The organism is Flavobacterium sp. KMS (genome assembly GCF_000813005.1).
Lineage (GTDB): Bacteria > Bacteroidota > Bacteroidia > Flavobacteriales > Flavobacteriaceae > Flavobacterium.
Genome location: NZ_JSYP01000005.1, coordinates 27811 through 53263 on the forward strand (window position 1 = coordinate 27811; position 25453 = coordinate 53263).

The following is a 25453-nucleotide window of genomic DNA, read 5'->3' on the forward strand; positions in this document are numbered from 1 at the left end:
TGTGCGAATCAGTTTAATCCGTACAATCCGTGGTCCATTTTTTATTTGACAACCTCTACCCAAAATCCTTTTGTTCTCGCTAAGAATGTATTATCATACATTGCTTCGCATTGTAATCCTGGCAAGTAATAATTACCAAGATAAGATGCATTCAATAGGATTTTAAAGACTTTGGTTTCACCGGCTTTTAATCCGAAATAGAAATTTGTTCTATCATCACGAATATCGATATAATCGGCAACATTATTGGTTGCATCTCCATAATCGGTGAAACGTGTATTTACAATTTCGAATCCTGAAGGTAGAATTTGTGATAATGCTACATTTTCTACACGCTCATTTCTTTGGTTTCTAACAGTTACCTCAGCAATAAACTCCGTTCCTTGCGTAATTTTAGAAACATTAATTACTCCGCCTTTTCTGTTTTTGAACACTATACCAGCAGATACATCACTCTGAACTACATTTTCTTGTCCTATTGGTAAAATTCCAGTATTTAATACTCGAACATAAATGGTGTTCTTTTTATTATTTTTTAAAGTGATACTATTTGTACCAGTTTTAACTACTAAGCTTCTGTCAGCAACTGTTTTTGAAGTTTTTATAACCTGGCTTTTTCCGTCTTTGCTAAACTGTACATCTATTCCTTTAACACCATTGTTCAATGAGAATTTAGACATTGCGTACAACGAATAAGCGGTAGTTTGCGTGCTCATCCATCGATCACTTGCCATACTTTTAGCCAGTTTTGTAGCCATCGTAAATGCTTTTTGTTTCTGCCCTAATAATAACATTGTTTCCAGAGCCATCGCACGATTTCTATCGCTTGAACCATAGTAGTAATAATTATAACTAGACGATTCGTCATCGATTGTACTACTTAATAACAAACTCGAAGCAGCACTTTTTTGCCCAGCTAAAACATACGCTGCAGCCAATCGTAATTTACTTTCGTTAGAGATTCCCTTGGTTTCACGTAATCTGTTCATCGAAGACAAATCTGAAGAACCTGATAAAGCCAATGTGTACAAACGATACGCTTGCGCCATATCATTCCCGTAACGTGGTTCAAATCGCCATTGTTTTGCTTCTCTTTGTTGATAAGAAAGCCATTTTGATTTAAAATTAATTGGTAAAACATATCCTTTCTTCTCTGCTTCGATCATAAAATGTCCTGCGTATGAACTTCCCCAATCATCGGCAATTGAATTTCCTTGCCAGTATGAAAGTCCACCGTTTGGTAATTGAAAACTTCCTAATCTAGTAATTCCTGCTGTAACATTCTTTTGGATAAGTTGTTGGCGTGTTGCATCAATATCGGCAACATCATTTAAGAATAATTGCGGAAATACCGATGAAGTTGTTTGCTCTACACATCCATGTGGATACTGAATAAGAAACTGTAAACGTCCGTTTAAGTTAATCGTTGGCATCGATGACACTTCCAGTTTCGCTTTATTACTTCCCGAAACTCCGAATGTTTTCCACACAATTGTCTTAGAACTATTAGGCTCTAAAATAACATCTGTAAAAGTATTCGTTACAGGATTTGGATTCGTCATATCTATTTCGACATCATAAACAGATTTCTCAGTTCCTGATGTAGCAATAACTTGTACTTTGGCAATTCCGGTTGCACCTCCAACTTCTAGATTAAAATAAGCCATTTTTTCGTCTGGCTGAGCAAATGTCAATCTTTGAGCAGAGCTTCCTACAACTCTTAAACCATTGCTTGTTTTTATTTGTACAGTAACATTTTTGATGTGTTTTTCCATTGCAAAAATTGTAACTGGAAGTGTTACTTTTTCTGATGGAGAAATTTTTCTAGGCAATGAAGCCAATACCATTAACGGACTACGTACTGGAGTTGCTTTCTCGACACTTCCGTAAGCACTTGTATTCGCATCACCCGCTACAATCATTGTTCGCACTGAACCAATGTATTTAGGCAATTTTACCTGATGTGTTTTCGTTTCACCTTTTCCTAATTTAAATGGTCCAAGATAAATAACGACTGGTTTAAAGCGATTGGCTTTTTTTGCTTTACCGCCACCTAAATCCTGATCTCCACCAATACTGAAAATCTGATTTACTTTTCCGCCATAAGCTCCAATAACATCATCATACACATCCCATGTTTTTACACCCAAAGCTTCACGCACATAAAAACTATCCCAAGCGTTTGGTGTTTTAAATCGGGTTAGATCAAGTAAACCTTCATCGACAACTGCGATTGTATAGGTCATTTCTTTTCCTGATTTCTCGCTTACTTTTATAGGAAATGTTTGTTCAGGTTTCAATACATCTGGCATTGCAATGCTTGGAGCAAGAATCGTAGTTTTATCAATTACTTCGATAGGGACGATTCCGTACATACGAATTGGTGAATCATTCTTAGTCGATGCATGCGGTTGCAAAAGTGTAATATTAAAATACACATTTGGCGCCATCGCTCCTGTAATCGGAACTTCAACCTTAGTTTCTCCTTTTTGAGTTTTCACCCAAAGTGTCTGTACTACTTTCGATCCATTTTCTATAGAAACCAAAGCGCGTCCTCCTTCGCTTGACGGGAAAGATATTTGTGCTTTTTCGCCTACTGCATAATTCTTTTTATCTGTAGAAAAAACAAGCATATTAGCTGTAGAAGCGTCTGTATTTCTTGTTTTTCCAGACCATATTGGCCAGTCAATATTTACAGTTAATGCCGATGCGTGTCCGCCAATTTCATCCGAAACACGAATTAAGTAACGTCCCCATTCTTCATCTGTCAAAGCAAATTGAAAACTTCCTTTTCCGCTTGAATCTGTATTTACAGTAAATGTTTTATATGATGTTGTCGCATTCGACGAATTATAATTGGATAAATTATCACTCGAAGCATCCCACCACCAGCGCCATTCTGTTTTATACACTTTTACCTCAAGGTTTCTTACGGATTTTGGTCTTCCGTTTTCATCAACTGTAACAATATCAAATCGGTTTTGCTTACGAGTTTCCAGCATTCCGTATTTAGTAGGTTCTGGCGATTTTACTCCCACATAAGTATTGTATGGAGAATAAGTTGTCGAGATAACATCGGTACTAAAATCTCCACCTTCTTCATACACTTTAGTAATAAAAGCTGCTTTTAGCATTCCCGGTGCCTGCCCTTGTAATTTAGGTTCAATGCTTACCGACGCTCTTCCGTTTGCATCTAGTTTACCTGAAAATATATTAATTTCTTCGGTACTAAACTGGCGTACTAAATCATCAAAAACAAATTTGTCATAGCCTTTAAAAGTCGTGCTTTGTTGCGAGAATTTCGCTTGCATCTCTACATTCAGATTTTTAGCAATAGCACCATGAAGCCATGTAACTTCCAGGCTACTTGTATTTGGATATGATGAAGATAATATTGCTCTCCTGAAAGTATTTTTAATTTTTAAACGATTCGGTTTAATCGTCTCAATTTTTATGCTCTTATAATATTTGGCTCCACCAACGCTTACCATTGCTTCCCAATTTCCTGTAGGTGCTTCTGTATCTGTAGGAACTGTAAACGCATAATGGTTTAAGTCATTGGATTTTTGTACGGTTTGATACGTAACTTTTCCGTTAGGATCGGTTAATCTAAATTTTATCGGATGGGCTTTTGGTAGTTTATTTGCAGCATCATTAAGTATAAATGATAAATACAAATTATCTCCCGGACGCCAAACGCCACGTTCGCCGTAAATAAATCCTTTTAATCCTTTTTGCAAGGTTTCTCCAGCAACATCAAAATTACTTACCGACAATGAATTTCCATCGTCAAGTTTCACGTAAGTCGATTGCGTTCCTAAAGTAACAATAGCAAAATAAGCAAATTTGTCTAACTGAAAAGATGCAATTCCTTCGCTGCTTGTTGCCGCTGTTGCTAGTTTTTGTTGTTGAAAACTATATAAATCTACTCTTGCATTCGAAACTGGTTCTGTTGTGATTATATTATTTACTACAAATAAATACGATTTATTCTCTCCTCTTTTAGTAATCACACCTAAATCTGAAGCTAAAATATTTGTTCCTATTTTGGCATTGTAATAATACGAACCTGTACATGGATCCTGACTTTCTCTCCATTCGTAATCATCATAATAATAGTCGTCATACGAATTACCGCTATAGTTCACATCATTTTCATCTACATCTTCTTCCTCTTCAGTTTGATCTGTATCTGGTTCAGAAGTTTCGCATTTATATAAAGAATATGCTCTCTTGTACGAGAACTCTACTCTATAAATTGCACCTGGTTCTGGAGTTATAATTTTAGATAAATCTAATGCATAGGTATTCCACTTCGTCGGATTAACTAATGTATTATCTTTAAGATTAAGCGTTGTTTTAGCAACAGGCTGTGCAACTCGTTTTAGGTTCTGAGCTCCGTTTAATTCATTATTTTGAAGAAACTGTAATATATTATTTTTATAAATCTTGTAAACTTTTACATCTACCGCCCCAAGATTTACTGCTTCAAAATTCAGTTTTAAATTATTAGAACTTGGCAAAATTGTTCCGTTTTTTATAAAACGAATGTTTGGTTTTATTTGGTCAAATGAAATCTTCTCCGAATAATTCTCTGCCATTTTTCGACCATACTGACTTTCTATCCCTTGAAAAACTTCTAATAATAACTCGCCTGTTACTGTTTGATCAGATACTGGTTCTGGTTCTGCCGCTACTTCTTCAACAGCATCTTCAACAGCTACCGCAGCACTATCTACACTTACACTCGTTGAGTCTACAGCTACACTTGCTGTATCAACAACTGCAACAGCAACGTCATGTACCACTTCTTCAACTGGCTTTTCGTTACTAAAATAAACTTTTAGCGTATTTCCTTGTGTTGAGAATTTTAAATTATTTGTATTTTGTATAGCTACCAATCCTTTAAAATCCTGTCCTTTCTCTAATGGTTCTGAGAAATTAATTAATACCGATTGATTGTTTTCATCTGGAATTTCGACTTTAATAATTTTAAACTCATTTATTGATGTTATCGGGAAATCCATTTTTCCTTTTTGATCAATGTCAAAATCACTTCCATCATAAGAAATTTCAAGATTACTTACGTCAGATAAACGCTGAATACTATCTATGATAAACTTAAATTCTTTTCCTGAACTTGCTGCTTTATCAAATTTAATAGTAAGATCTTTTCTGTTATGGCTCGCCATAACCAACTTCTTTGCTGTCTCTAAATCTATAACATCGGCTGTTTTTAATACACAATTTAGATACTGATATTCTTTACTATAGGATTGAACATCTAGTGTATTTACGATAAAATCCTGCTTAACCGTTTTAACAGTAAAGTTGAATTTAGAAAGATCCTTATCATCATCTCCTTTTTTAGGAAGCGTAATTAGTTTATCTAAATTTAGTGTTACCTGATATTCGGTTCCAGGTTTTAACTTTTTTTCGGGGATAAAAGCAATTGTATTACTCGAGAGCGCTACAACTTTACCATCGACACTTGGAGAAATATCGAATAAGTCATTATCTAAAACTTCATTTACTTTCCACTCCTTTTTTTCAAAAGCCAGAACAACGCGTATATCCGATTGAGATGAAACTATCCCACCAGTAAAACTCGTTATATATTCTTTGAACAATGAAAAATCAGAATTGAAATCGGCAGCAGATTTCCTGCCACAACCCTGAAAAATAAAAAACACAAACAACACGTAAACTAATCCTCTTGTTTTCAATTGAGTATCTAATTAATGGTTACAAAATAATAGTACATATAAAATTTAAGCCATTTAACAATCAAAACTATATTGATTAAATTAACTTTATATGTAATAAAAGTACTGTAATTTTTAATAACTTTTAAGAAGAAAATTCAGTAACGTTAATTATTTTAACTTTTGTCGAAGGTTATAAAAAACCAATTAATAAATGTCCTATATTTCGCTCTTTTTAATAATATAAAACATCTAATAGGTTGTATAAAGATTCTACAGAAAATGAATTTATTATAAAAAATAAATCCGTTATCATATACCTTCTAACGATAGTAACTTTTATTATTTTGTTATGTTTTACGGATTACTATGTTTTACCTTCCACAAAAACAACGGATGTTGTAACACACTATGCAGTGAGAAACTCAATGAGAGGCAATTATGGATCTAAGCCACAAAAAGTTTCTTGTCATTATTATACACAGAAGGGGTTTACTTTTTCGACTGTCGAAAATGACATTGAAGAAAATGATATAGAACTTGAGTATTCTTTATTATTTAAATCTGTAACAAAAGTAAAATCACAGAAGAATGATTACACTAATCTTCTTTGTAATGATTTAAGTAGTAACGGAATTCAGTTTTACTTTTGCATTGTACTACTTTTTTCGATAGCTATAAGCTTGAAAATACTTCTCTCTAAAAAGAGTTTTTCTGAAAACACATTTTATAATATAATTTGTTTTAATTCATTTATGATATTCATATGTGTTTACATGACTTATCTGTATTAAATTAAAAACAACATTATTTATATAATCATTATTTACAACCTTTAAAGCTCTACTCCGAGCTTAGACAATACATTATCTAATTCCGTAAAATGTTCTTCTGTATTTGCAGCATAAAATAATTGATTATTTGCCATAATCACAATTACATCATCATCATAATTCCCATAAAAATTTATTCCTTCAAGCCATTGCCTAAATGAAACTCCTTTATTTCGGTAATTTTCAACAACAAAATCTAGCTCATGCTGCTCTAATTCATAAAATGTATTGCATGGAAATTCTAATGCAAAACCAGCCTGAAGAAAAGCCATTGCAGTAAAAAATTCCGTTAAGGTTTCTGTTTCCAAGTTCCATTCTTTTCCATCGGCACTCATAAAAACAGGCGGATTCGATTTTGACAAATCATCTTTATGAATTCCCCAAACACATGCTCTTTGGTTTTCAGAATAAAATATCAAATAATCATTCTGTTTATAATATTGAAATCGCTCTGGTATAATTAGTAAATCTTGCGTTTGATTTAAGCTTTGAATCTTACCTAATTCACTATAGTAATCAACAAATACCTCAGGAAGTTGCCCGAAGATATTTTTAACAATTTGAATTTCATCATTAGTAAAACCATCAGGTTCTGTAATATGAAATAGTTTTTTTATTATTGAAAAATCAGTCATAATAACTTTTTAATAAGAATGAAACGGCGACAGAATTATCTTCGCCTTTTAGCAAAAAAACGTTTCATTAAATCCGAAGCTTCATTTGCCATAACACCACGAACAACAACCGTTTTAGGATGTAGTTGTGTTCCCATTTTTTCGTAACCCCGATGTTCATCACTTGCTCCAAAAACAATTTTAGAAATCTGACTCCAATATAAAGCACCTGCACACATCTGACAAGGTTCTAATGTTACATAAAGCGTACAGTCTTTTAGATATTTTCCGCCTAAAAAATTAGCGGCAGCTGTTATCGCTTGCATTTCGGCATGAGCCGTAACATCATTTAATAATTCGGTTAAATTATGGCTTCTTGCAATGACTTTATTATCAATTACAATAATGGCTCCAACAGGAATTTCATCTTTATCAAATGCCATTTCTGCTTCTTGCAAAGCCTTTTTCATAAAATACTCGTCGGTAAAAATATCTATCATAAAACAAAAATACATTTTTAAGAAGTAATTTTTATTACATTTATTTTTTGATATTCAAATTATGCCAACAAAACATAAAATAAGTATTCCTGAGCCTTGCCACGAAAACTGGGATAAAATGACGCCTGCCGAAAATGGTCGTTTTTGCATTAGCTGCTCTAAAACTGTAGTTGATTTCACAAGAATGTTACCTGATGAAGTGCAGCATTTTTTTATTGCAAATAAAAACAAAAGTGTTTGCGGAAGATTCAAAAACTCTCAATTAGAAAATGTAACAATTCAAATTCCAACTGAAGTTTTATACAAGCAGACTCAATATCATAAAATGTTTTTATTGGCTTTGTTTATTGCCATGGGTACAACATTGTTTAGTTGCCAAAATAAGAACGGAGACAAGCAAAAAATTGATAAAATAGAAGTTGTTAAAAATTCCTCAACTGACCAAAGAGTTATGGTTGGCGATATTAAAGTTAGTGGAAATGAATCAACTCAGATTCCGCCTCCGCCTCCGCCAAAAATTAATCAGGTTAAATTTGTAAAGCCAGTTCCTATAAGTCACAGTAAAACCACTAAAGGTAAAACTCAATCTTCAAAGCAAATTAAAGAAGACGATTCTGTATTTACTACTGGTGCGGTAATACATATAAATGCAGAATTTCCTGGAGGTATTGACCCATTTTATACCTTTTTTGCTAATGAATTTAAAATGCCAGAAAATACAGATACCAAAAATCTCAAAATTAGAATCTCCTTTGCAGTAGAAAAAAACGGAACTTTATCATATCTTGAATCAGTACCAGCAATTGATAAAGCAATAGAGGACGAAATCATTAGAGTTTTAAGTTTATCACCAAAATGGGAGCCGGGAGAATCTAATGGAAAAAAAATAAGAATGCAATATTCCTTACCAATTGTATTGGAATGAGATCTCAGGTAAAATTTAAATTTAAAACCGTAAATTTGCTTTTTACCTTACAATGAAAAGCAATTTACTTCCCAACATATACAATCCCGCCGATTTACGCTTACTTCCCGAAGCGCAACTTCCTCAAGTTGCTCAGGAATTACGTGATTTTATTATTGATATTGTTTCTGTAAAAGAAGGCCATTTGGGCGCAAGTCTAGGTGTTACCGAACTTACTATTGCTTTGCATTATGTATTTAATACTCCCGATGATTTATTGGTTTGGGATGTAGGACATCAGGCTTACGGACATAAAATCCTAACCGAAAGAAGAGAAAATTTTCATACCAATCGTCAGCTTAACGGGATTTCTGGTTTCCCAAAAAGAGCCGAAAGTAACTATGACACTTTTGGCGTAGGCCATTCTTCTACTTCTATTTCGGCAGCATTAGGAATGGCAATTGCTTCTAACTTAAAAGGTGATTTCGACAAACATCATATAGCTGTAATTGGCGATGCTTCGATTGCATCGGGAATGGCTTTTGAAGGTTTAAATCATGCCGGAGTGACCGATGCTAATTTATTGGTAATCTTAAACGACAACGCAATCGGGATTGACCCAAGTGTAGGTGCCCTTAAAAAATATCTCACTGCTGTAAAAGAAGGAAAAAATCCGAAGAAGAATAACATGATTAAATCATTGAATTTTGATTATTCGGGTCCAATTGATGGTCATGATATTTTTGCTTTAATAAAAGAATTAAAACGTTTAAAAAATATAAAAGGTCCTAAATTCCTGCATATTGTAACTACCAAAGGAAAAGGATTACAACAAGCCGAAGAAAATCAGGTTCAATATCACGCTCCTGGAAAATTTAATGCTTCGACTGGAGAAATCATTCCTAAGATAGAAGACAACCTTCCGCCAAAATACCAGGATGTATTTGGTTTAACCATTTTGGATTTAGCTCAAAAGAACGAAAAAATTGTTGGTATTACTCCTGCAATGCCATCTGGAAGTTCGCTTAAATTTATGATGGATGCTTTCCCAAAACGAGCCTTTGATGTTGGTATTGCCGAACAACATGCGGTAACGCTTGCAGCAGGAATGGCAACTCAGGGAATGATTGTTTTTTGCAATATATATTCAACTTTTTTGCAACGCGCATACGACCAAGTGATACACGATGTAGCTTTACAAGATTTACCAGTTATCTTTTGTCTGGACAGAGCTGGCTTGGTTGGAGAAGATGGAGCAACACATCATGGCGTTTTTGATATTGCTTATTTACGTTGTATTCCTAATCTAATAATTTACGCTCCCCTTAACGAGATAGCTTTACAAAACATTTTATATACTGCTCAACTGGGATTAGACCATCCCATCGCAATTCGATATCCTAGAGGTCGCGGCGTTATTACAGATTGGCAAAAAAATTATTTTAAGAATTATGCTACAATCGAAATTGGAGCTGCAACTTGCCTTAAAGATGGTAGTAAAACCGCAGTTTTATCTACTGGAACTATTGGGAACAACGTAATAACTGCACTAGCAAATATTGGCAATCCAAATACTATTGCTCATTACGACTTTCCTTTCATTAAACCATTAGATAACAAACTACTACATTCTATTTTCAGTAAATACTCATCCATAATTACTATAGAAGATGGTGCTATAAATGGTGGTTTTGGAACTGCTATTTTAGAATTTTCGGCATTACATAATTACAACACTAAAATACAAATACTAGGAATTCCAGACACATTTATTGAGCATGGAACTGTTACCGAATTGCAACAATTATGCAATATTGACGTTAAAAGTTTAGAAAATCTTTTTTCTGTTGGTTAAAAATAATTATTTTGCGGACCCAAACAAAAAATGCCATAATGAAATTATTCCGTTTATCTATTTTAGTACTTCTTATATTTTGTTCTTCTAAAAATTTCGCTCAGAATTCTAAAATTCAGACGCAATTGGTACCTGAAATTCAAACTCAATTAGAAGACACTACATCTAATTGGACTAAAAAAAATAAATTAGGTTTTGATCTTACTCAAATTGCATTTGTTAACTGGAGTGCCGGGGGTACTAGTTCTATCTCTGGACTTTTTAAAGGGGAATTTTCGAGAACATATACTCATGGTAACCATAAGTGGGCAAATGAACTTCTTTTAAAATATGGTTTAAACAAACAAGACGGTATTGAATTAAGAAAAACCGATGATGCTTTCCTGTTTAACTCTACTTATGGTTTCAGAAAAGATACACTTTCAAACTGGTATTATTCGGCTAAATTTAATTTCAACTCTCAATTTACAAATGGTTATTCTTATCCAAATACAGATAACCCGATTTCGAAACCTTTTGCCCCTGCATATGTATTCTTAGGAGCTGGAGCTGAAAACGCAAATAAAGAAAAGAATCGTACTTTTTATTTCTCACCTGTTACGCTAAAGACCACTTTGGTTCTAGATCAGGTCTTAGCAAATCAAGGAGCTTTTGGTGTTAAAAAGGCAGTTTACGCACCAGATCCACTAGATCCTAATACACAAATTCTGATTGAAAAGGGAGAAAAAATAAAAGCGGAGTTTGGTATTTTATTAACTGGTTATACTAAAAACGAAATCTTCAAAAATATGTTTTTTGAAAACCGTCTTAGCCTTTATACCGATTACCTAAATCGATTTGGAAATATCGATATCGACTATGCGACTCGTTTAGACTTAGTTGTAAACGAATATGTCAAAGCAAACGTTGGTGTACATTTTGTTTATGATGACGACATCAAATCTAAAAAGGAAATTAATGGGGAGCAAGTTACAGAAGGTCCAAAGGCACAACTAAAACAAGTCCTGGGAGTTGGTGTAGTATATGCCTTTTAGATAACTAATTTGTTACGTTGTTTTTCTTCCGTTTATAGTATCATATAATTCCAATGCATTTCCATCGGTTAATAATGAAACGTAATGGCATATGTGCAGCAATCTTTCATACAAACCTTCTTTTTCTAAATGATGCTTTTCTGGCAACATTTTTAAAATCAAAGCATCATAGTTAGATGCTTTTCCGTCGTATTTATTATTAAAAGCTGTTATAAATTTATCTAGTAGTGTTTGGATAATCTGATACCCTACTATTTCTTTTTCGATTACTTCACGGCTCTGATAGATATTCTGAACACTAAGGTTTATTATATCATCCATTTGTGCTTTGTACTGGCTTTTATCCATTAATGCAAACGGAAATTTACCTGCAAGAATAGCTTCTTCGTTATCAACAAAAACCTTAACAGCATCGTTTATCAAACTTCCAATTGCTAGTGCACGCAAATAACTAATACGATCTTCTTTGGTAGTAAGTGTTTTATATTTGGCAACACCTATATTATCTTTTACCAATTTAATCAGATATTCTAAAGCATAATCCTCAGAAACAAGCCCAAGATTTATCCCATCTTCAAAGTCAATAATAGTATAGCAAATATCATCTGCTGCTTCGACTAAATAAGCTAAAGGATGTCTTTCAAAACCAATATCATTACCCGATTTATTAGGTAACATTCCCATATCGACAGCTACTTTATTAAAAAAGTCTTTATCGGTCTGGAAGAAACCATATTTTTTATCGGCTATATTTTTGGTTGGTTTTTTAGGCAAACTCTCTTTTGGGTATTTCATGAAAGCTCCTAATGTAGCGTACGAAATACGAAGTCCTCCTTCTATTCCCGGACGACTTGCTGTAAGTACTGAAAAACCATTGGCATTACCTTCAAAATCTATTAGATCCTGCCATTCTTTATCCGATAAATGTTCTTTGTATTGTTGACCGTTTCCTATCGAGAAATATTCTCCAATAGCTTTTTCTCCCGAATGTCCAAATGGTGGATTCCCGATATCGTGTGCCAATGATGCAGCAGCAACAATAGCCCCAAAATCGTTCATGTGATATCCGTGAACTTCTTTTAAATAAGGGTATTTTTCGATGATTTTTTTTCCTACCAAACGTCCTAACGAACGTCCTACTACCGAAACTTCTAAACTATGCGTTAATCTCGTATGCACGAAATCTGTTTTAGAAAGCGGAATTACTTGTGTTTTATCTTGTAAACTTCTAAAAGCCGCCGAAAATATAATTCGGTCATAATCTACTTCAAATCCTAATCGCGTATCATCTTGTTCTACACGTAATCTTTTGCTAGTATCGCCTTGGCGTTTTAGTGATAAAAGTTGTTCCCAGTTCATTATTCTTATTTCCAAATTTGTTTTCAAAGATACAGAAATAGATGCATTTTGAAGATAAAGATGAAGTAGTAAAATTAAATTAAAAACAAAAATCTAACTTCCTTTTTAATTTTTAATTAAATTTTAACGACATTTACAAAAACTAAGACATTAAAAATGTACAACACAATTCCAGACCAATTAAGAAAATTAGCGATAGAAAATGTATTTAGCACTAATACTTACAGAAATTGTTGGCAAACTTGGCAACCAGAGATAATAAGACTTTTAGGAAATAACTATACCGAAAATGAAATTTTAAACATTGGGGATCATTTATCTAATATCTTTAGATCAACAGGTGGAGGAGGGAGAGGCCAAGGAGAATTATCCGCAAGCGGAACCGCATGGGAGTCTTTGGTTTGTTGGTATATTAACCTTTGTACAATTGGAAGCCGAGTTGTTGCTATTAAAAAAATGAGTATTGTACCAAAAGCAATACAAGATGCAATAACCGTAAATTATGGTAATTTTGCTTGTAACACCGAATCTGATATTACTATAATTGTTTTTCCTGATTTAGTAGAATACAATACAGACATAAATCAATTAAATATTTTAAACAATCTTGGCAATCAAATCCAACCAATTGTAAGGAATAAATTTAATCTGAAGATTACAAACCATTTAGCTGAAAGAGATTTCAATCAATTTGAAATTGGAATTATACAATGTAAAACTAATTGGAATGACAATGCTCAGATTCCAATGTTATGGGACATGATTTATTCAGCTGGAGGCTTTCGAGGAAGAAACATCACAATTGGAAGAAATGGTTACAATATTCAAAATGCCCAAAGTTTTAGTTATTCTTTTGTAACAGTTCCTTCAAATCAAAATACCATATACAACCCCAATGGAGTAGCTGTAAAAAGGGTTACAAATTTATCTGGAGGAAATTACTGGGGAAACCCAAGCGTTCAAAATGTTGCAAAATCGCTAAAAGAAATTTTCACAAATAATTTTCAGACAGGTTCAAGAACTGGGTTAAGAACTGATATTCGAACAGCAATTCCTGAACTGACTACAAATAATTCATTAGCATATTTTGGCCTTTATTGAATATTCTTTAAGATCTCAAGAGCTACCGCTCTAGCCATTAAAGGAGGCACTGCATTACCAACTAACGTAAATTGCGGAACTTCAAACTTACGTTTACTACCACCTGTTGATCTCTTTCCTTGAAAAACAAAAGAATCATCAAAAGACTGAAGTCTTGCCATTTCACGTACCGTCAAAGCTCTTGGATTAGAATAATGAATATAATCGTCTGCAATTGTCATAATTGTAGAACTCTGACCGTCGGGCTTTAAAACAGTATAGCTCCTTTTATCAGAATCCAATCCAATTTCTTTAAGATTTGATTTGGCAGATTCATAATTTCCTGATTTTAAAATAACATCTAATCTATTAATTACATCTTGATTTTGCTTACTTGTTTTATGATTTTGTAAAGGCGCTACTAGATGAGCCAATGTATTTTCCAATTCTTCAAAATTCTTCACATAAAAAGGATTTTTTGCATTTAGAAAACGACTACTCAAACGTCCCTTTTTAGACCATTCAGAATAAGTCAATCCATCATCTTCATTTGGTTTACCATCAATGTTCCTTTTTCGAATTAACGCTTCCATTTTCTTAGTCGATCCATTATATTTTGCTTTCAAATCGATATTTTCATAATTATATCTTTCATCATCATTTCCAATAAAATCTAAATCAGAAATAGCTTCAAACACGTTAACTCTTTCAGTACTTTTTACTGTTGCAGGAACATCATTTATAAGTTTCTGATCTTTTCTACAGCCTATAAACAAAACTCTCTCACGGTTCTGCGGAACACCATAATCTGATGCTAAAGCAACAAATGGTTGTTCAATATTATAGAGTCTAATTTTTGATAAAATTTCTTGAAATTCTTTTTCTTTATTTACGGCTAGAGCAAAATCATTCAAACCATTCACACATTCATCAAAAGTGTAATCGAAAATTTCAAGAGCAACAATTATTTGTTTAACATCTTCTAAAAAAACCTTATTCGGCTTTAAATTATTGAAAGCTAAATGAATTTTTTCAATAATTGTTTCCGATTCGATCGAAGTTAAAAAAGAATCAAAATCATCTGCGAAAAAATCATTATCTAAATTAGTGAATGCTTTTTCATTAATTACTTTTTTCCTAATATACTCAAGTTCTTTAACTCTCTTCAATAAATTAAAACCATGACGAATCGTACTAATATTTTTATCAGTTTTACTTGTCTTATAATCTACAATTTTAGGCGTCAGAAGTCTAAATTTATTCTCCAAGTTATTGATATAATTATTTTTCAAAACATCTAATTCTTTATCTATAACTTTCTCAAATTGTAAACGTAAATTATAACACTCTAAAATAAAAGCCCTCTCAGATTCTGTCTTTCTTAATTGCGCAATAAAATGGATTAGTTTATTAAATTCTTTTAAATCAACAATTGACCTAATTTCTTGTAAAATCATGTCTTTAATTTTACCTTGCTCTTTTGTCAAAATTCCCTTGACATTTTCCATCACAAAATACTTAGGACGCAATTGTCTAATAACTTTTAAATAATGAGCAAACAAATCATCTTTTTTATCAAATTTTTTTCTCTTTCCTGCCAAACTAAAACTTTGACACGGAGGTCCACCACATACAATATCAATTTCTTTATCACCTATTTTTTTTAGGAAATTATCCAAAAAATCAGGCTCCGTAATATCTTGTTTTAAAAATTCTGCATCTAACCCTAACTGGTAATTATACCTTGCCAAATGTGTTAATTCACAATTTTCATTTATATCACTAGCTAATCTAAAATCATAATATTTGTTTCCAAATTCAGCCTGAAGAAAACCTTCACTAAATCCGCCAGCTCCGGCAAACAAATCAACAAAAGTAATTTTAGATTTTGCTTCATACCCTGTTGCTGGTTCAGAAACTATATTAATATCTGTATTTTCCCTTCTACTATTTACAAGTGAACTTATTTTTTCTTTAATTTTCTTATCAGTAAAATTAGTATGAATCTCATTTTCAAAATACTTCTCCACTTCTTCTTTTAGGAAATTCAAAAACTTATTAATTGATTTATATGAATAATCAGAATCCTTAACCAATTGATTAGTGTTATCCCAATCCTTTTTCATTATCTTTTCACCAGTTGCGACTTTAATCTGCAAATCTTTTTGGCGTATAACAAGATGTATAGGAAATCGTTTGCTTTTATCAGCTTTATCAAGGTAGAATTTAACATTTATCATTTTACGGACATTTTTACGGATACGGACAAATCTACGGACATTTTTTTAGAAAAAACATTTTTTTTTTATATCTTTTTAATCTATTGTATCCAAATATTAAAACTTCAGCGCTGTACTATGTTTGATTTCGCCCATTACAAAAATACTGTTTGTATTCCCTATGTTTTCGATGGTAGATAATTTATTCATTACAAAATCCTGATAACTAGTCATATCCTGAACAAGGATTTTTAGCATAAAATCATAATCGCCCGCAATGTTATAACACTCTATAATTTCGGGAAGCGCAACAATATCTTTTACAAAATTGCTTCCTACGTTTTTCGCATGTTCTTTTAACCGAACGTTACAAAAAACAGTCATACCACAATTCATTTTTTTCTTGTCTAGCAAAGCAACATATTTGGTAATATATCCGTCTCGTTCTAATCTTTTTATACGTTCGTAAACAGGCGTAACAGTCAGGAATAATTTGCTTGCTAGGTCTTTTGTATTGATATTTGAGTTCTCCTGAAGGTGTCTTAAGATCTCTAAATCGGTTTTATCTAAATTTTCCATAGTAATTTTTACGGCTAGAGTTCGCTTAAGGAGATTTAATCAGTATTATAATCTTCAAAAACGAACTAATTAAAGTTTATTTACTTAAATAAAAGTCAAATATAAGTTTTAAAATCCAATGCAATAAATTTGTTCAGTAAAAAATACTGAAACAAAATGAAAACAAATAATTTAGGTTATCCACGAATTGGCAGCAACAGAGAGTTAAAAAAAGCTAGTGAATTATACTGGGCAGGACAACTTTCGGCAGAAGATCTTCTGGCTGTCGGAAAGAACATCCGTAAAGAAAACTGGCAATTACAAGCCGAATCTGGCATTGATTTAATTCCGTCGAATGATTTCTCATTTTACGATCAGGTTCTGGATTTAACATTGACTTTAGGAGCAATTCCTGAACGTTATAATGATTTTGCAAGAACTAATTCTTCTATCGATTTGTATTTTGCAATGGCTAGAGGTTCGCAAAAAAACGGACAAGATGTTGTTGCTATGGAAATGACAAAATGGTTTGATACCAATTACCATTACATTGTTCCTGAATTTACAAAAAACCAAAAATTTACTCTGTTTTCAGAAAAAATAATCAATGAATTTAAAGAAGCAAATGATTTAGGTATTGCTACAAAACCTGTACTTATCGGACCTATCTCCTACTTACTTTTAGGAAAAGAAAAAGAAGAAGGTTTTCACCGAATTGATCTTATCGAAGCATTGCTTCCTGTATATTTTGAAATATTTGCAAAGCTTGAAGCCGAAAATGTAACTTATATTCAATTAGACGAGCCTTTCCTAGCGCTGAACTTAACCGATAAAGAAAGAAATACTTTTACGAAAGTATATACTGAAATCAACAACCGTTTCCCGAATATCAAAATCATTCTGGCTAATTACTTCGACTGTTTTGGCGAAAACTTAACTACAGCATTGGCCTTGCCAGTTGATACTTTACATTTAGATTTAGTTCGTTGTCCGTTACAATTAGATGATATTTTAGAATCAAATCAGTTATCTCCAAACGTAAATCTTTCTCTTGGTTTGGTTGATGGAAGAAACATCTGGAAAAATGATTTTAAAAATTCATTGGCAATTATCGAAAAAGCGACTAAAGCTCTTGGCGAAAACAGAATATTAATTGCTCCATCGTGTTCATTAATTCACAGTCCTTGCGATTTAGAGTTAGAAACTAACAACGAAACGCTTACTCCAGAAATTAAGCAATGGTTGGCTTTTGCGAAACAAAAAATACAAGAAGTTGTTTTATTGAAACAGTTTGCTTCAAAAGAAATAGACACAGAAAACTCTATTCCATTTGCAGAAAATGCATTAACAAACGAAAACAGAAAAACATCAAAATTAATCCATAACGAATCGGTTAAAAATCGTGTGGCAAGTATTTCGACAGGAGATGATAAACGCAAAAATACTTTTGCTATCCGACGTAAAAAACAAATCGATGCTTTAAATCTTCCTTTATTCCCTACCACAACAATAGGTTCTTTCCCGCAAACTCCCAAAGTAAGAAGCTGGAGAGCAAAGTTTAAAAAAGGCGAATTAACCCAACAACAATACGACGATTTAATCAAGAAAGAAACCGAAGATACTATTCGTTTTCAGGAAGAAACTGGCATTGATGTTCTCGTGCATGGTGAGTTTGAGCGTAATGATATGGTGGAATATTTTGGTGAGCAATTAGCCGGATTTACTTTTACAAAAAATGGTTGGGTACAAAGTTATGGTAGCCGTTGTGTAAAACCTCCTGTAATTTATGGTGATGTTTCGAGACCTAAACCTATGACTGTAAAATGGTCAGAATATGCGCAATCACTAACTCCTAAATGGGTAAAAGGAATGTTAACTGGCCCAGTAACTATTCTGCAATGGTCATTTGTTCGTAACGATCAGCCGCGCTCTCAAACCTGTACTCAAATTGCATTGGCAATACGTGATGAGGTTGTAGATTTAGAAAATGCAGGAATTAAAATTATCCAAATTGATGAACCTGCTATTCGCGAAGGACTGCCATTGCGTAAAGAAGAATGGACAACTTACCTAGATTGGGCTGTAAAAGCTTTCCGTATTTCGGCAAGTGGCGTAAAAGACGATACTCAAATTCATACACATATGTGTTATAGCGAATTCAATGACATTATCCAGAATATTGCCGATATGGATGCCGATGTAATCACGATTGAATGTTCGCGTTCGCAAATGGAATTACTAGATGCATTTGCTGATTTTAAATATCCTAATGAAATTGGACCTGGAGTTTACGATATTCACTCTCCTCGCGTACCATCTAGTCAGGAAATGGTTAAGCTATTAGAAAAAGCTTCGGCTGTTATTCCTGTAGATCAGTTATGGGTAAATCCTGATTGTGGTTTAAAAACACGTCATTGGGATGAAACAAAAAAAGCCCTGATTGAGATGGTTGCTGCAGCTCAGGAAATGAGAGCAGCTGTTGAAAACCCAGTGAGCTAATAATTTTTATTTTAAATCTATTTTTTGTTATTTATGTCAACTAGTGGAGTCGAAATTCTTGTAGTTATGATTATTTTCGATTTCACTTTAGTTGACTCTATTTTTTTGAAGCAGATAATTTAAGTTTTCAAAACATCTTTTGTCCCGCTATCCACTATATCTATTGTGGCAAAAAACGCCACAACAGGATATCGTTTCTATCGGGGCTAAATAAGAAATTTCATTTTCAAAGCATTTAATTAAAGCACAAAAAAAAGCATCCGCCAATGACGGATGCTTTTAAAATTTTAATCTATTTAAGACTAGAAGTTTTTAGAAATTCCAATACCAACTTCTTTACCGAAATTAAAGAAGAATTTACTGTTATCAGGACCATCATTATCAAAACTTAAAGTTTCATAACCTAAACCACCAATATTAAAGTTTAAACCGAAACCATTTTTCATGTTAATGAAAAGAGCTGGAGTTACACCTACGTACATACCATCTGCTTTAGATTTTGAGTAAGCATTTCCAGGTCCGTATTCTTTATGTTTTACGTTTTGAAAACCTGCACCCATATCAGCAAATACAGAAAAAGTTTGGTTTAATGGCACAGAGTAACGTACAAATGCTCCAATTTTGAAAGCATTGTTTTTTACTTCTTCAATTCCATTATCTTCATTAGATGATGCTACTGTAAATTCACCCCCAACTGTCCAGTTATCATTAAATTGGTAACCTACTTTAGGAGAAAAGCTAAAAGTATTTGTTTTTTCTTCACCAAATTTGAATTCTGATTTTTCAGAAGTGTACGAGATGTTTCCACCAACTAAGATTGTTCCTTTTTGAGCATTTGCAAAGCTAACTACAGCTAATGCAATAACAACTAACATTTTTTTCATTTGTAATATTTTAAATTTAATACTCTTTTAACAATAACAGTGCCGTTACTGCTCGCCTTTAAGTTTTTTTTATGATTTCTTTAAAGACCAAAAATTTAGCAATCAAGCAGATTTCTGTTTACTTTTGCATCAAATAAAAAAGTCATGTCGATAGAAGTAAACAGCATATCAAAAAGTTACGGTACTCAAAAAGCATTGGATAAAATTTCATTTTCGATTGAAAAAGGTGAAATCGTTGGATTTCTTGGTCCAAACGGTGCAGGAAAATCAACTTTGATGAAAATCTTAACTACTTATTTGTTAGCCGATTCGGGTTCAGCCCTTGTAAACGGTCATGATGTCATGACTGATACCAAGGCTGTACAGCTGTCTATTGGGTATTTGCCAGAACACAATCCGTTATATTTAGATTTGTACGTTCGTGAATATCTGGCTTTTAACGCTGATGTTTATAAGGTAGCAAAATCAAGAATCGAAGAGGTTATTAAACTGACAGGACTGTCAGCCGAAAGTCATAAAAAAATAGGACAATTATCTAAAGGATATCGTCAGCGTGTAGGTTTGGCAAATGCTTTATTACACAATCCTGATGTTTTAATTCTTGATGAACCAACAACTGGTCTGGATCCTAATCAGTTAATAGAAATCAGAAACGTAATTAAGAATGTAGGTAAAAATAAAACTGTTTTTTTATCGACACATATTATGCAAGAAGTTGAAGCAATTTGTGACAGAGTTATTATCATTAACAACGGAAAAATTGTTACTGACAAAAAACTTGACAAATTAATCGCGGAGAATAAAGAACAAGTTATCGAAGTAGAATTTGATTATAGAATTGAAGAACAATTAATTGCAAAATTAGAAAACATTTCTTCTTATATAAATACGCATGACATGACATGGGAACTGACATTTGTCACAGAAAAAGATATGCGTCCGGCTATTTTTGACTTTGCAACTGCCAACGGTTTAAAAACATTACAGCTTAATCAAAAAAATAAAAATCTGGAAGCTGTGTTTAGAGAAATTACTAAATAGTATCCCGTTTCAGTAACAAAATTGGTTACTTATAAAAAATCCAATTCACGCTATAATAAAATAGAATGAATTGGATTTTTCATGAAGCATCATTTCTATTAGACACCTAGCGAAATCAATACTTTCTTGCAGATTATAGCTTTTAGAAATTCTCAATATTTAAGTGAATAAACAAGTCATATCTTACAATATAAAACTATCTCTTATCTTGCTAACAACTAACTATCAGTAAGTTATCATTTCTGAACAAATTTAAATTTATTTTTATTTAGACTTGTTATAAATAGTTATATATTTGAAGTTTAAAAACTTCAAATAACAGGCAATCATGTTTTTACTTTACCCCACAAAAACGCTACTTTCTACGCTTATAAACAGCATATTTTATCTCCCAAAAAAGCATTCGAATAAAATAATTTTCTTACCTATTAAAGATTCTATTTTATTATCCAAAATTTCTATTTCTTAAAACACAATCATCATAGATAAACTATACTCTTAAGGCTTGATCAACTTAAAAGCCGTTTTATTATTCTTCAAAAATTAAAAATAAATCATATGAAAAATATTATAACATCAATTATGCTTGCATTTTCTGTTTATGCCTATTCGCAAACTGAAAAAGGAAAAGACAGCATTATCGAAACATCAATAAACGCATTAGATGAAATTATAATCGTAAAAAAGAAAGTTCTATATACTCAAAAATCAGACAGAATGGTTTTTAATGTAGAAAATAGCATTGTGTCTGAAGGCGGAACTGCGCTAGATGTTTTAATGCGCGCTCCGGGTGTTGTAGTCTCTCAGGACGGAGAATTATCTATTAGAGGACAACAAGGTGTTGGCGTTATGATTAATGGTAAATTAACGCAGCTTTCGCAAAAGGAACTTGCTAATTATTTAAAATCAACAACCTCATCTAATATCAAACAAATTGAGGTTATTACTAATCCTTCGTCTAAATATGATGCAACTGGTAAAGCCGGAATGATTAATATTATTTTGAAGAAACCAAGTAGTGCCGGAATAAAAGGAACTGTATTTTCTAGTTACGGAAGAGGAAGAAAAAACAGAACCAATACAGGAATGAATTTAAGTTACAACAAAGATAAATTTGGAGTCTTTGGTAATTACAGCTACACTTATAGAGGTGAAGAGGAACGCAAGAATTTTGAACAAATTCAATTTACTGATATTACAAGACAAGAAATTGCAACAAAGAATTATCAAAATTCTACAACTAACGAACCTCTTACGTCTAACAATTTTAAAGTTGGAACAACATATGAGGTTTCTTCTAAAACAAATTTAGAAGTTTCGCTTGACGCAAAAATCGGTCGCTATGAAAATATTGCTAATGGAGGGAATACGCTATATAATAATTTAAATCAATTACAATTTGACGCTTTGACTTACAATGACAGCAAAGAAAAGTGGTATGATTACACTTATGCTTTTTCTGGCGTTCATAAGTTTAATACAGAAGGGAAAAACATGTCTTTTGATTTTGAATATGAAACTTCAAAATTTAGATCTAATCAATTTCAAAGTGCGCAAAATCAAATTCCAGGTACTGCAATTAATGACAGAAGAGGTTATATTCCATCTCAATTGAGAGTCTTTACAGGAAAAGTTGATTTCACAAATCCAATTAAAGAAAAACAGACTTTGGAATGGGGTTTTAAAGGTAGCATCAAGAACAATGACAATCCATCGGTGTATGAATACAACGATAACAATCAATGGATTGTTGATCTTAATTCTACTAATCATTTTGAGTATGATGAGCAAATTTATGCTGCTTACGCTAATTACAAATATCGCTTAGAGAAACTAAGTATTCAGGGAGGTTTAAGAACTGAATATACTGCAATTGACATTAACCAAAAGACATTAAACGAGAAACATAAAGATGATTATTTAAAATGGTTCCCAAGTCTTTCGCTTAAATATGAATTGAGTAGTAACCATTCTATGCATGCTTCTTACAGTAAGAGAATAAACAGACCGAGTCAGTTTGATTTGAATCCGTTCCGTTTTTATGACGATTCGTTCAATTATTCTCAAGGTAATCCTAATTTGGTTCCTGAAATTACACATACATCAGAAATAGGATATTCTTGGAAAAGCGCTTTTATGGCTTCGGTATATTTTAACCAAACCAAAGATGTTTTTACAGAAATATATGTTTACAATCCTGACAATAACACAACGGTAACCTCACAAATCAATGCCAATAAATCATACAATTATGGTGTAAATATTACCAATACAACCGATATTTATAAATGGTGGTCGGTGAACACGCTCTTTAATGTTTTTGAGAATAAATTTAAAGGAAAGATTATCAATACCAATACAATCGACCCAATTGTAACCTTAAATTTAAGTGTTCAAAACTCATTTACAATTACAGATACCTGGAAAGCGGAAGCAAATGCACAATATCAATCAAAATCGAATGTTGGGATTTACGAAAGAGATAGTTTCTTTGATTTTAGCATCGGATTATCAAAACAAGTTCTTGCTAACAAAGGCAGCATAAAATTTAATGTTACCGATATTTTTAATACCAATAAATACAATATCAATTCGGTTATCGGACAAACCAGCATTGACAAAAGATATAATCTTGATAGCCGTGTAGCAACAATTTCCTTTACTTACAGAATTTAAAAAAGCTACATTTTATAATAAGAAAGCCCATGAAATTTCATGGGCTTTCTTTGTTATATATGGTTTTGTAATCATCATAGTCTTTGTATTAAAATAGAATGCAGATAATACAAATTAAATGGATTTCTAAATTGCTTCAAGCTAAATCCAAAGCAATGGAACAATACTAAAACCTACGGAATAGTTATCGCATACTTGTCTTTCTGAGGAACGAAGAATCTCCATTAGTAGCTCAACAAACTTGAAATAAATACATTGTGTTAGTTTCTTTCGGAGATTCTTCGTTCCTCAGAAAGACAATATTGTGGTTGTTTCGTGATAAAATAATTCAATATTTTACTTAAGTTAAAACACAAAAAAGTCTTTTGAAGAGTACGAATACTTTCAAAAGACTTTAACTAACTAAAAATATGTAAATGGGTAATATTAAATTTTAACCGTAGGTTTTTGCTTTTTCTTTCTTCCCCACCAAATATAAAAACCTGTAACTGGTAAACTTGCACATATCAAACTACCTACGAAATATAAAATCTTAGTTGGTATTCCTCCAATAGCTCCTATATGTAAACTATAATTAGATCGCATAAGCCATTTAGAGAAACGTTCGTTATCAATATATTTCTGCGAATTAGGCTTTAATTCCAATGTTTGTTGATCAAAGTACAAATCCCTCCAAACTCCTTTATTCATATCTGTACAAGCGTAAAAATCATCTTCTGGCTCGTGTGGAAGATCAATAATAACTGCTTCTTTATTTTCTTTGGCAATTTCCTTACGTACTTTGTTCCAGATAAAATCGGCTGCAGCAAGTTTGTCTAATTGCTTTTTAGATAAAGTATCCTTTTTGGCAGTAACAACTTCTTCCTTTTTTTCTTTTTCATCAGCCCAACCACCACTTATCCAATAGGTGCTTTCTCTTATCCAATGAAAACTCATTAATAATCCTGTAAACGAAATAAGTAATGCTAATATAATAGTGTAGAATCCCACTACATTATGCAAATCATAATTTAAGCGTTTGAACTTAGCATTCCACTTTATCTTAAAACTACTATTTTTAGTTGTTTTGTTCCATTTTTTTGGAAACCAAAGAATAAGTCCACTTATAAGAAGAAAGAAGAAAATTAGCGTTCCCCAAGCCGTTACTTGCGAACCAATATCCCTACCTAACCATAAGTAACGATGCCCTTCGTCCATGATATGAAAAAAATCTTCGTGATCTACAATTCCAGTAATCTTACCATTATAAGGATTTACATAAATTAAAGAATCCGATTCGATGTCTACTTTTATAGTTTTATCTAAACCATTGTACCAAAAACCATGAATCTCTTTATTAGGCAATGCTTTACTTACAGCTTGATATATCTTAGAGGGCGGTAATACTTTTTCTGATTCTTGTGCTTCTACATTAAGCCAAGAGGATGTTGCATGTTTGATTTCTTGCTCAAAAACCAAAATACAACCTGTAATTCCCATTATAAATACAACGATTCCTGAAGCGAGTCCTAACCATAAATGCAACCATGCATTAATTTTACTAAAACGTGATTTTCCTTTATTTGGTGGTTTATTCGAACGGTTTTTAATAGTACTCATTGATATTATAATTTTAATAGGTAATAGTTTTTATGGGCAAAAAAGATGTATTAGTAAAAATGGCTTGAGGAATATTTAAATTAAGTAATTCCT

At 32.5% G+C, this 25453-nt stretch carries 15 protein-coding genes; 7 read left to right on the forward strand and 8 right to left on the reverse strand.

From position 1 onward, the window contains the following. Nucleotides 1-41: 41 nt before the first annotated feature. The 3 genes from OA93_RS06995 to OA93_RS07010 all read right to left on the reverse strand — a co-directional run bounded on the left by OA93_RS06995 (nt 42) and on the right by OA93_RS07010 (nt 7652). On the reverse strand, nt 42-5726 hold the full coding sequence (locus OA93_RS06995) for an MG2 domain-containing protein (protein WP_039112433.1): 5685 nt from the start codon (nt 5724-5726) through the stop codon (nt 42-44). An 814-nt stretch (nt 5727-6540) separates the two neighbouring features. Beyond that, a complete protein-coding gene (locus OA93_RS07005; RefSeq protein WP_039112435.1) occupies nt 6541-7173 on the reverse strand; it encodes a hypothetical protein in 633 nt (210 codons plus the stop codon). A 35-nt stretch (nt 7174-7208) separates the two neighbouring features. Then, nucleotides 7209-7652 carry a nucleoside deaminase gene (locus OA93_RS07010; protein WP_039112436.1) on the reverse strand — a complete coding sequence of 148 codons (444 nt, stop codon included), beginning with the start codon at nt 7650-7652 and terminating at the stop codon, nt 7209-7211. Between the two features lie 61 nt (nt 7653-7713). Here OA93_RS07010 and OA93_RS07015 point away from each other — a divergent pair, with 61 nt between their 5' ends. From OA93_RS07015 to OA93_RS07025, 3 genes are read left to right on the forward strand one after another with little or no spacing between them, the layout of a single operon-like run. Beyond that, complete coding sequence (locus OA93_RS07015; protein ID WP_052259402.1) at nt 7714-8577, forward strand: hypothetical protein; 864 nt, start codon at nt 7714-7716, stop codon at nt 8575-8577. Nucleotides 8578-8629: 52 nt separating this feature from the next. Then, nucleotides 8630-10411, forward strand: a complete 1782-nt coding sequence (locus tag OA93_RS07020) for a 1-deoxy-D-xylulose-5-phosphate synthase (RefSeq protein ID WP_039112437.1) — start codon at nt 8630-8632, stop codon at nt 10409-10411. A gap of 38 nt (nt 10412-10449) precedes the next feature. Next, nucleotides 10450-11445 carry a DUF3078 domain-containing protein gene (locus OA93_RS07025; RefSeq protein WP_039112438.1) on the forward strand — a complete coding sequence of 332 codons (996 nt, stop codon included), beginning with the start codon at nt 10450-10452 and terminating at the stop codon, nt 11443-11445. Between the two features lie 12 nt (nt 11446-11457). On the opposite strand, the gene OA93_RS07030 is transcribed toward OA93_RS07025, so the two are convergent. Beyond that, the gene (locus OA93_RS07030) at nt 11458-12804 is read right to left on the reverse strand and encodes a deoxyguanosinetriphosphate triphosphohydrolase (RefSeq protein WP_039112439.1); all 1347 of its coding nucleotides are present in this window, start codon (nt 12802-12804) and stop codon (nt 11458-11460) included. 156 nt (nt 12805-12960) lie between these two features. Here OA93_RS07030 and OA93_RS07035 point away from each other — a divergent pair, with 156 nt between their 5' ends. Further along, on the forward strand, nt 12961-13905 hold the full coding sequence (locus OA93_RS07035; protein ID WP_039112440.1) for a hypothetical protein: 945 nt from the start codon (nt 12961-12963) through the stop codon (nt 13903-13905). Here the strand turns inward: OA93_RS07035 and OA93_RS07040 are convergent. Continuing rightward, the gene (locus tag OA93_RS07040; RefSeq protein WP_039112441.1) at nt 13899-16124 is read right to left on the reverse strand and encodes a DNA cytosine methyltransferase; all 2226 of its coding nucleotides are present in this window, start codon (nt 16122-16124) and stop codon (nt 13899-13901) included. The two genes, OA93_RS07035 and OA93_RS07040, sit on opposite strands and share 7 nt — an antisense overlap. A gap of 96 nt (nt 16125-16220) precedes the next feature. Then, the gene (locus tag OA93_RS07045) at nt 16221-16682 is read right to left on the reverse strand and encodes an Lrp/AsnC family transcriptional regulator (protein ID WP_039112442.1); all 462 of its coding nucleotides are present in this window, start codon (nt 16680-16682) and stop codon (nt 16221-16223) included. Between the two features lie 156 nt (nt 16683-16838). Between OA93_RS07045 and metE the strand changes: the two genes are divergently transcribed. Further along, nucleotides 16839-19160, forward strand: coding sequence for a 5-methyltetrahydropteroyltriglutamate--homocysteine S-methyltransferase (metE, locus tag OA93_RS07050; RefSeq protein ID WP_039112443.1), 2322 nt, complete (start codon nt 16839-16841; stop codon nt 19158-19160). A 302-nt stretch (nt 19161-19462) separates the two neighbouring features. On the opposite strand, the gene OA93_RS07055 is transcribed toward metE, so the two are convergent. Further along, the gene (locus OA93_RS07055; protein ID WP_039112444.1) at nt 19463-20044 is read right to left on the reverse strand and encodes an outer membrane beta-barrel protein; all 582 of its coding nucleotides are present in this window, start codon (nt 20042-20044) and stop codon (nt 19463-19465) included. 144 nt (nt 20045-20188) lie between these two features. On the opposite strand from OA93_RS07055, the gene gldA reads away from it, so the two are divergent. Both gldA and OA93_RS07065 read left to right on the forward strand, forming a co-directional pair. After that, a complete protein-coding gene (gldA, locus tag OA93_RS07060) occupies nt 20189-21085 on the forward strand; it encodes a gliding motility-associated ABC transporter ATP-binding subunit GldA (protein ID WP_039112445.1) in 897 nt (298 codons plus the stop codon). A 558-nt stretch (nt 21086-21643) separates the two neighbouring features. Further along, on the forward strand, nt 21644-23761 hold the full coding sequence (locus OA93_RS07065) for an outer membrane beta-barrel family protein (RefSeq protein ID WP_039112446.1): 2118 nt from the start codon (nt 21644-21646) through the stop codon (nt 23759-23761). 426 nt (nt 23762-24187) lie between these two features. On the opposite strand, the gene OA93_RS07070 is transcribed toward OA93_RS07065, so the two are convergent. Beyond that, nucleotides 24188-25360, reverse strand: a complete 1173-nt coding sequence (locus OA93_RS07070; protein WP_052259403.1) for a PepSY-associated TM helix domain-containing protein — start codon at nt 25358-25360, stop codon at nt 24188-24190. Nucleotides 25361-25453 lie beyond the last annotated feature (93 nt).

Bases quoted from the DNA above. Each gene is read 5' to 3' on its own strand.
- OA93_RS07005 (WP_039112435.1), bottom strand. From the start codon at position 7,173: ATGACTGATTTTTCAATAATAAAAAAACTATTTCATATTACAGAACCT.
- OA93_RS07010 (WP_039112436.1), bottom strand. From the start codon at position 7,652: ATGATAGATATTTTTACCGACGAGTATTTTATGAAAAAGGCTTTGCAA.
- OA93_RS07015 (WP_052259402.1), top strand. From the start codon at position 7,714: ATGCCAACAAAACATAAAATAAGTATTCCTGAGCCTTGCCACGAAAAC.
- OA93_RS07020 (WP_039112437.1), top strand. From the start codon at position 8,630: ATGAAAAGCAATTTACTTCCCAACATATACAATCCCGCCGATTTACGC.
- OA93_RS07025 (WP_039112438.1), top strand. From the start codon at position 10,450: ATGAAATTATTCCGTTTATCTATTTTAGTACTTCTTATATTTTGTTCT.
- OA93_RS07030 (WP_039112439.1), bottom strand. From the start codon at position 12,804: ATGAACTGGGAACAACTTTTATCACTAAAACGCCAAGGCGATACTAGC.
- OA93_RS07035 (WP_039112440.1), top strand. From the start codon at position 12,961: ATGTACAACACAATTCCAGACCAATTAAGAAAATTAGCGATAGAAAAT.
- OA93_RS07040 (WP_039112441.1), bottom strand. From the start codon at position 16,124: ATGATAAATGTTAAATTCTACCTTGATAAAGCTGATAAAAGCAAACGA.
- OA93_RS07045 (WP_039112442.1), bottom strand. From the start codon at position 16,682: ATGGAAAATTTAGATAAAACCGATTTAGAGATCTTAAGACACCTTCAG.
- metE (WP_039112443.1), top strand. From the start codon at position 16,839: ATGAAAACAAATAATTTAGGTTATCCACGAATTGGCAGCAACAGAGAG.
- OA93_RS07055 (WP_039112444.1), bottom strand. From the start codon at position 20,044: ATGAAAAAAATGTTAGTTGTTATTGCATTAGCTGTAGTTAGCTTTGCA.
- gldA (WP_039112445.1), top strand. From the start codon at position 20,189: ATGTCGATAGAAGTAAACAGCATATCAAAAAGTTACGGTACTCAAAAA.
- OA93_RS07065 (WP_039112446.1), top strand. From the start codon at position 21,644: ATGAAAAATATTATAACATCAATTATGCTTGCATTTTCTGTTTATGCC.
- OA93_RS07070 (WP_052259403.1), bottom strand. From the start codon at position 25,360: ATGAGTACTATTAAAAACCGTTCGAATAAACCACCAAATAAAGGAAAA.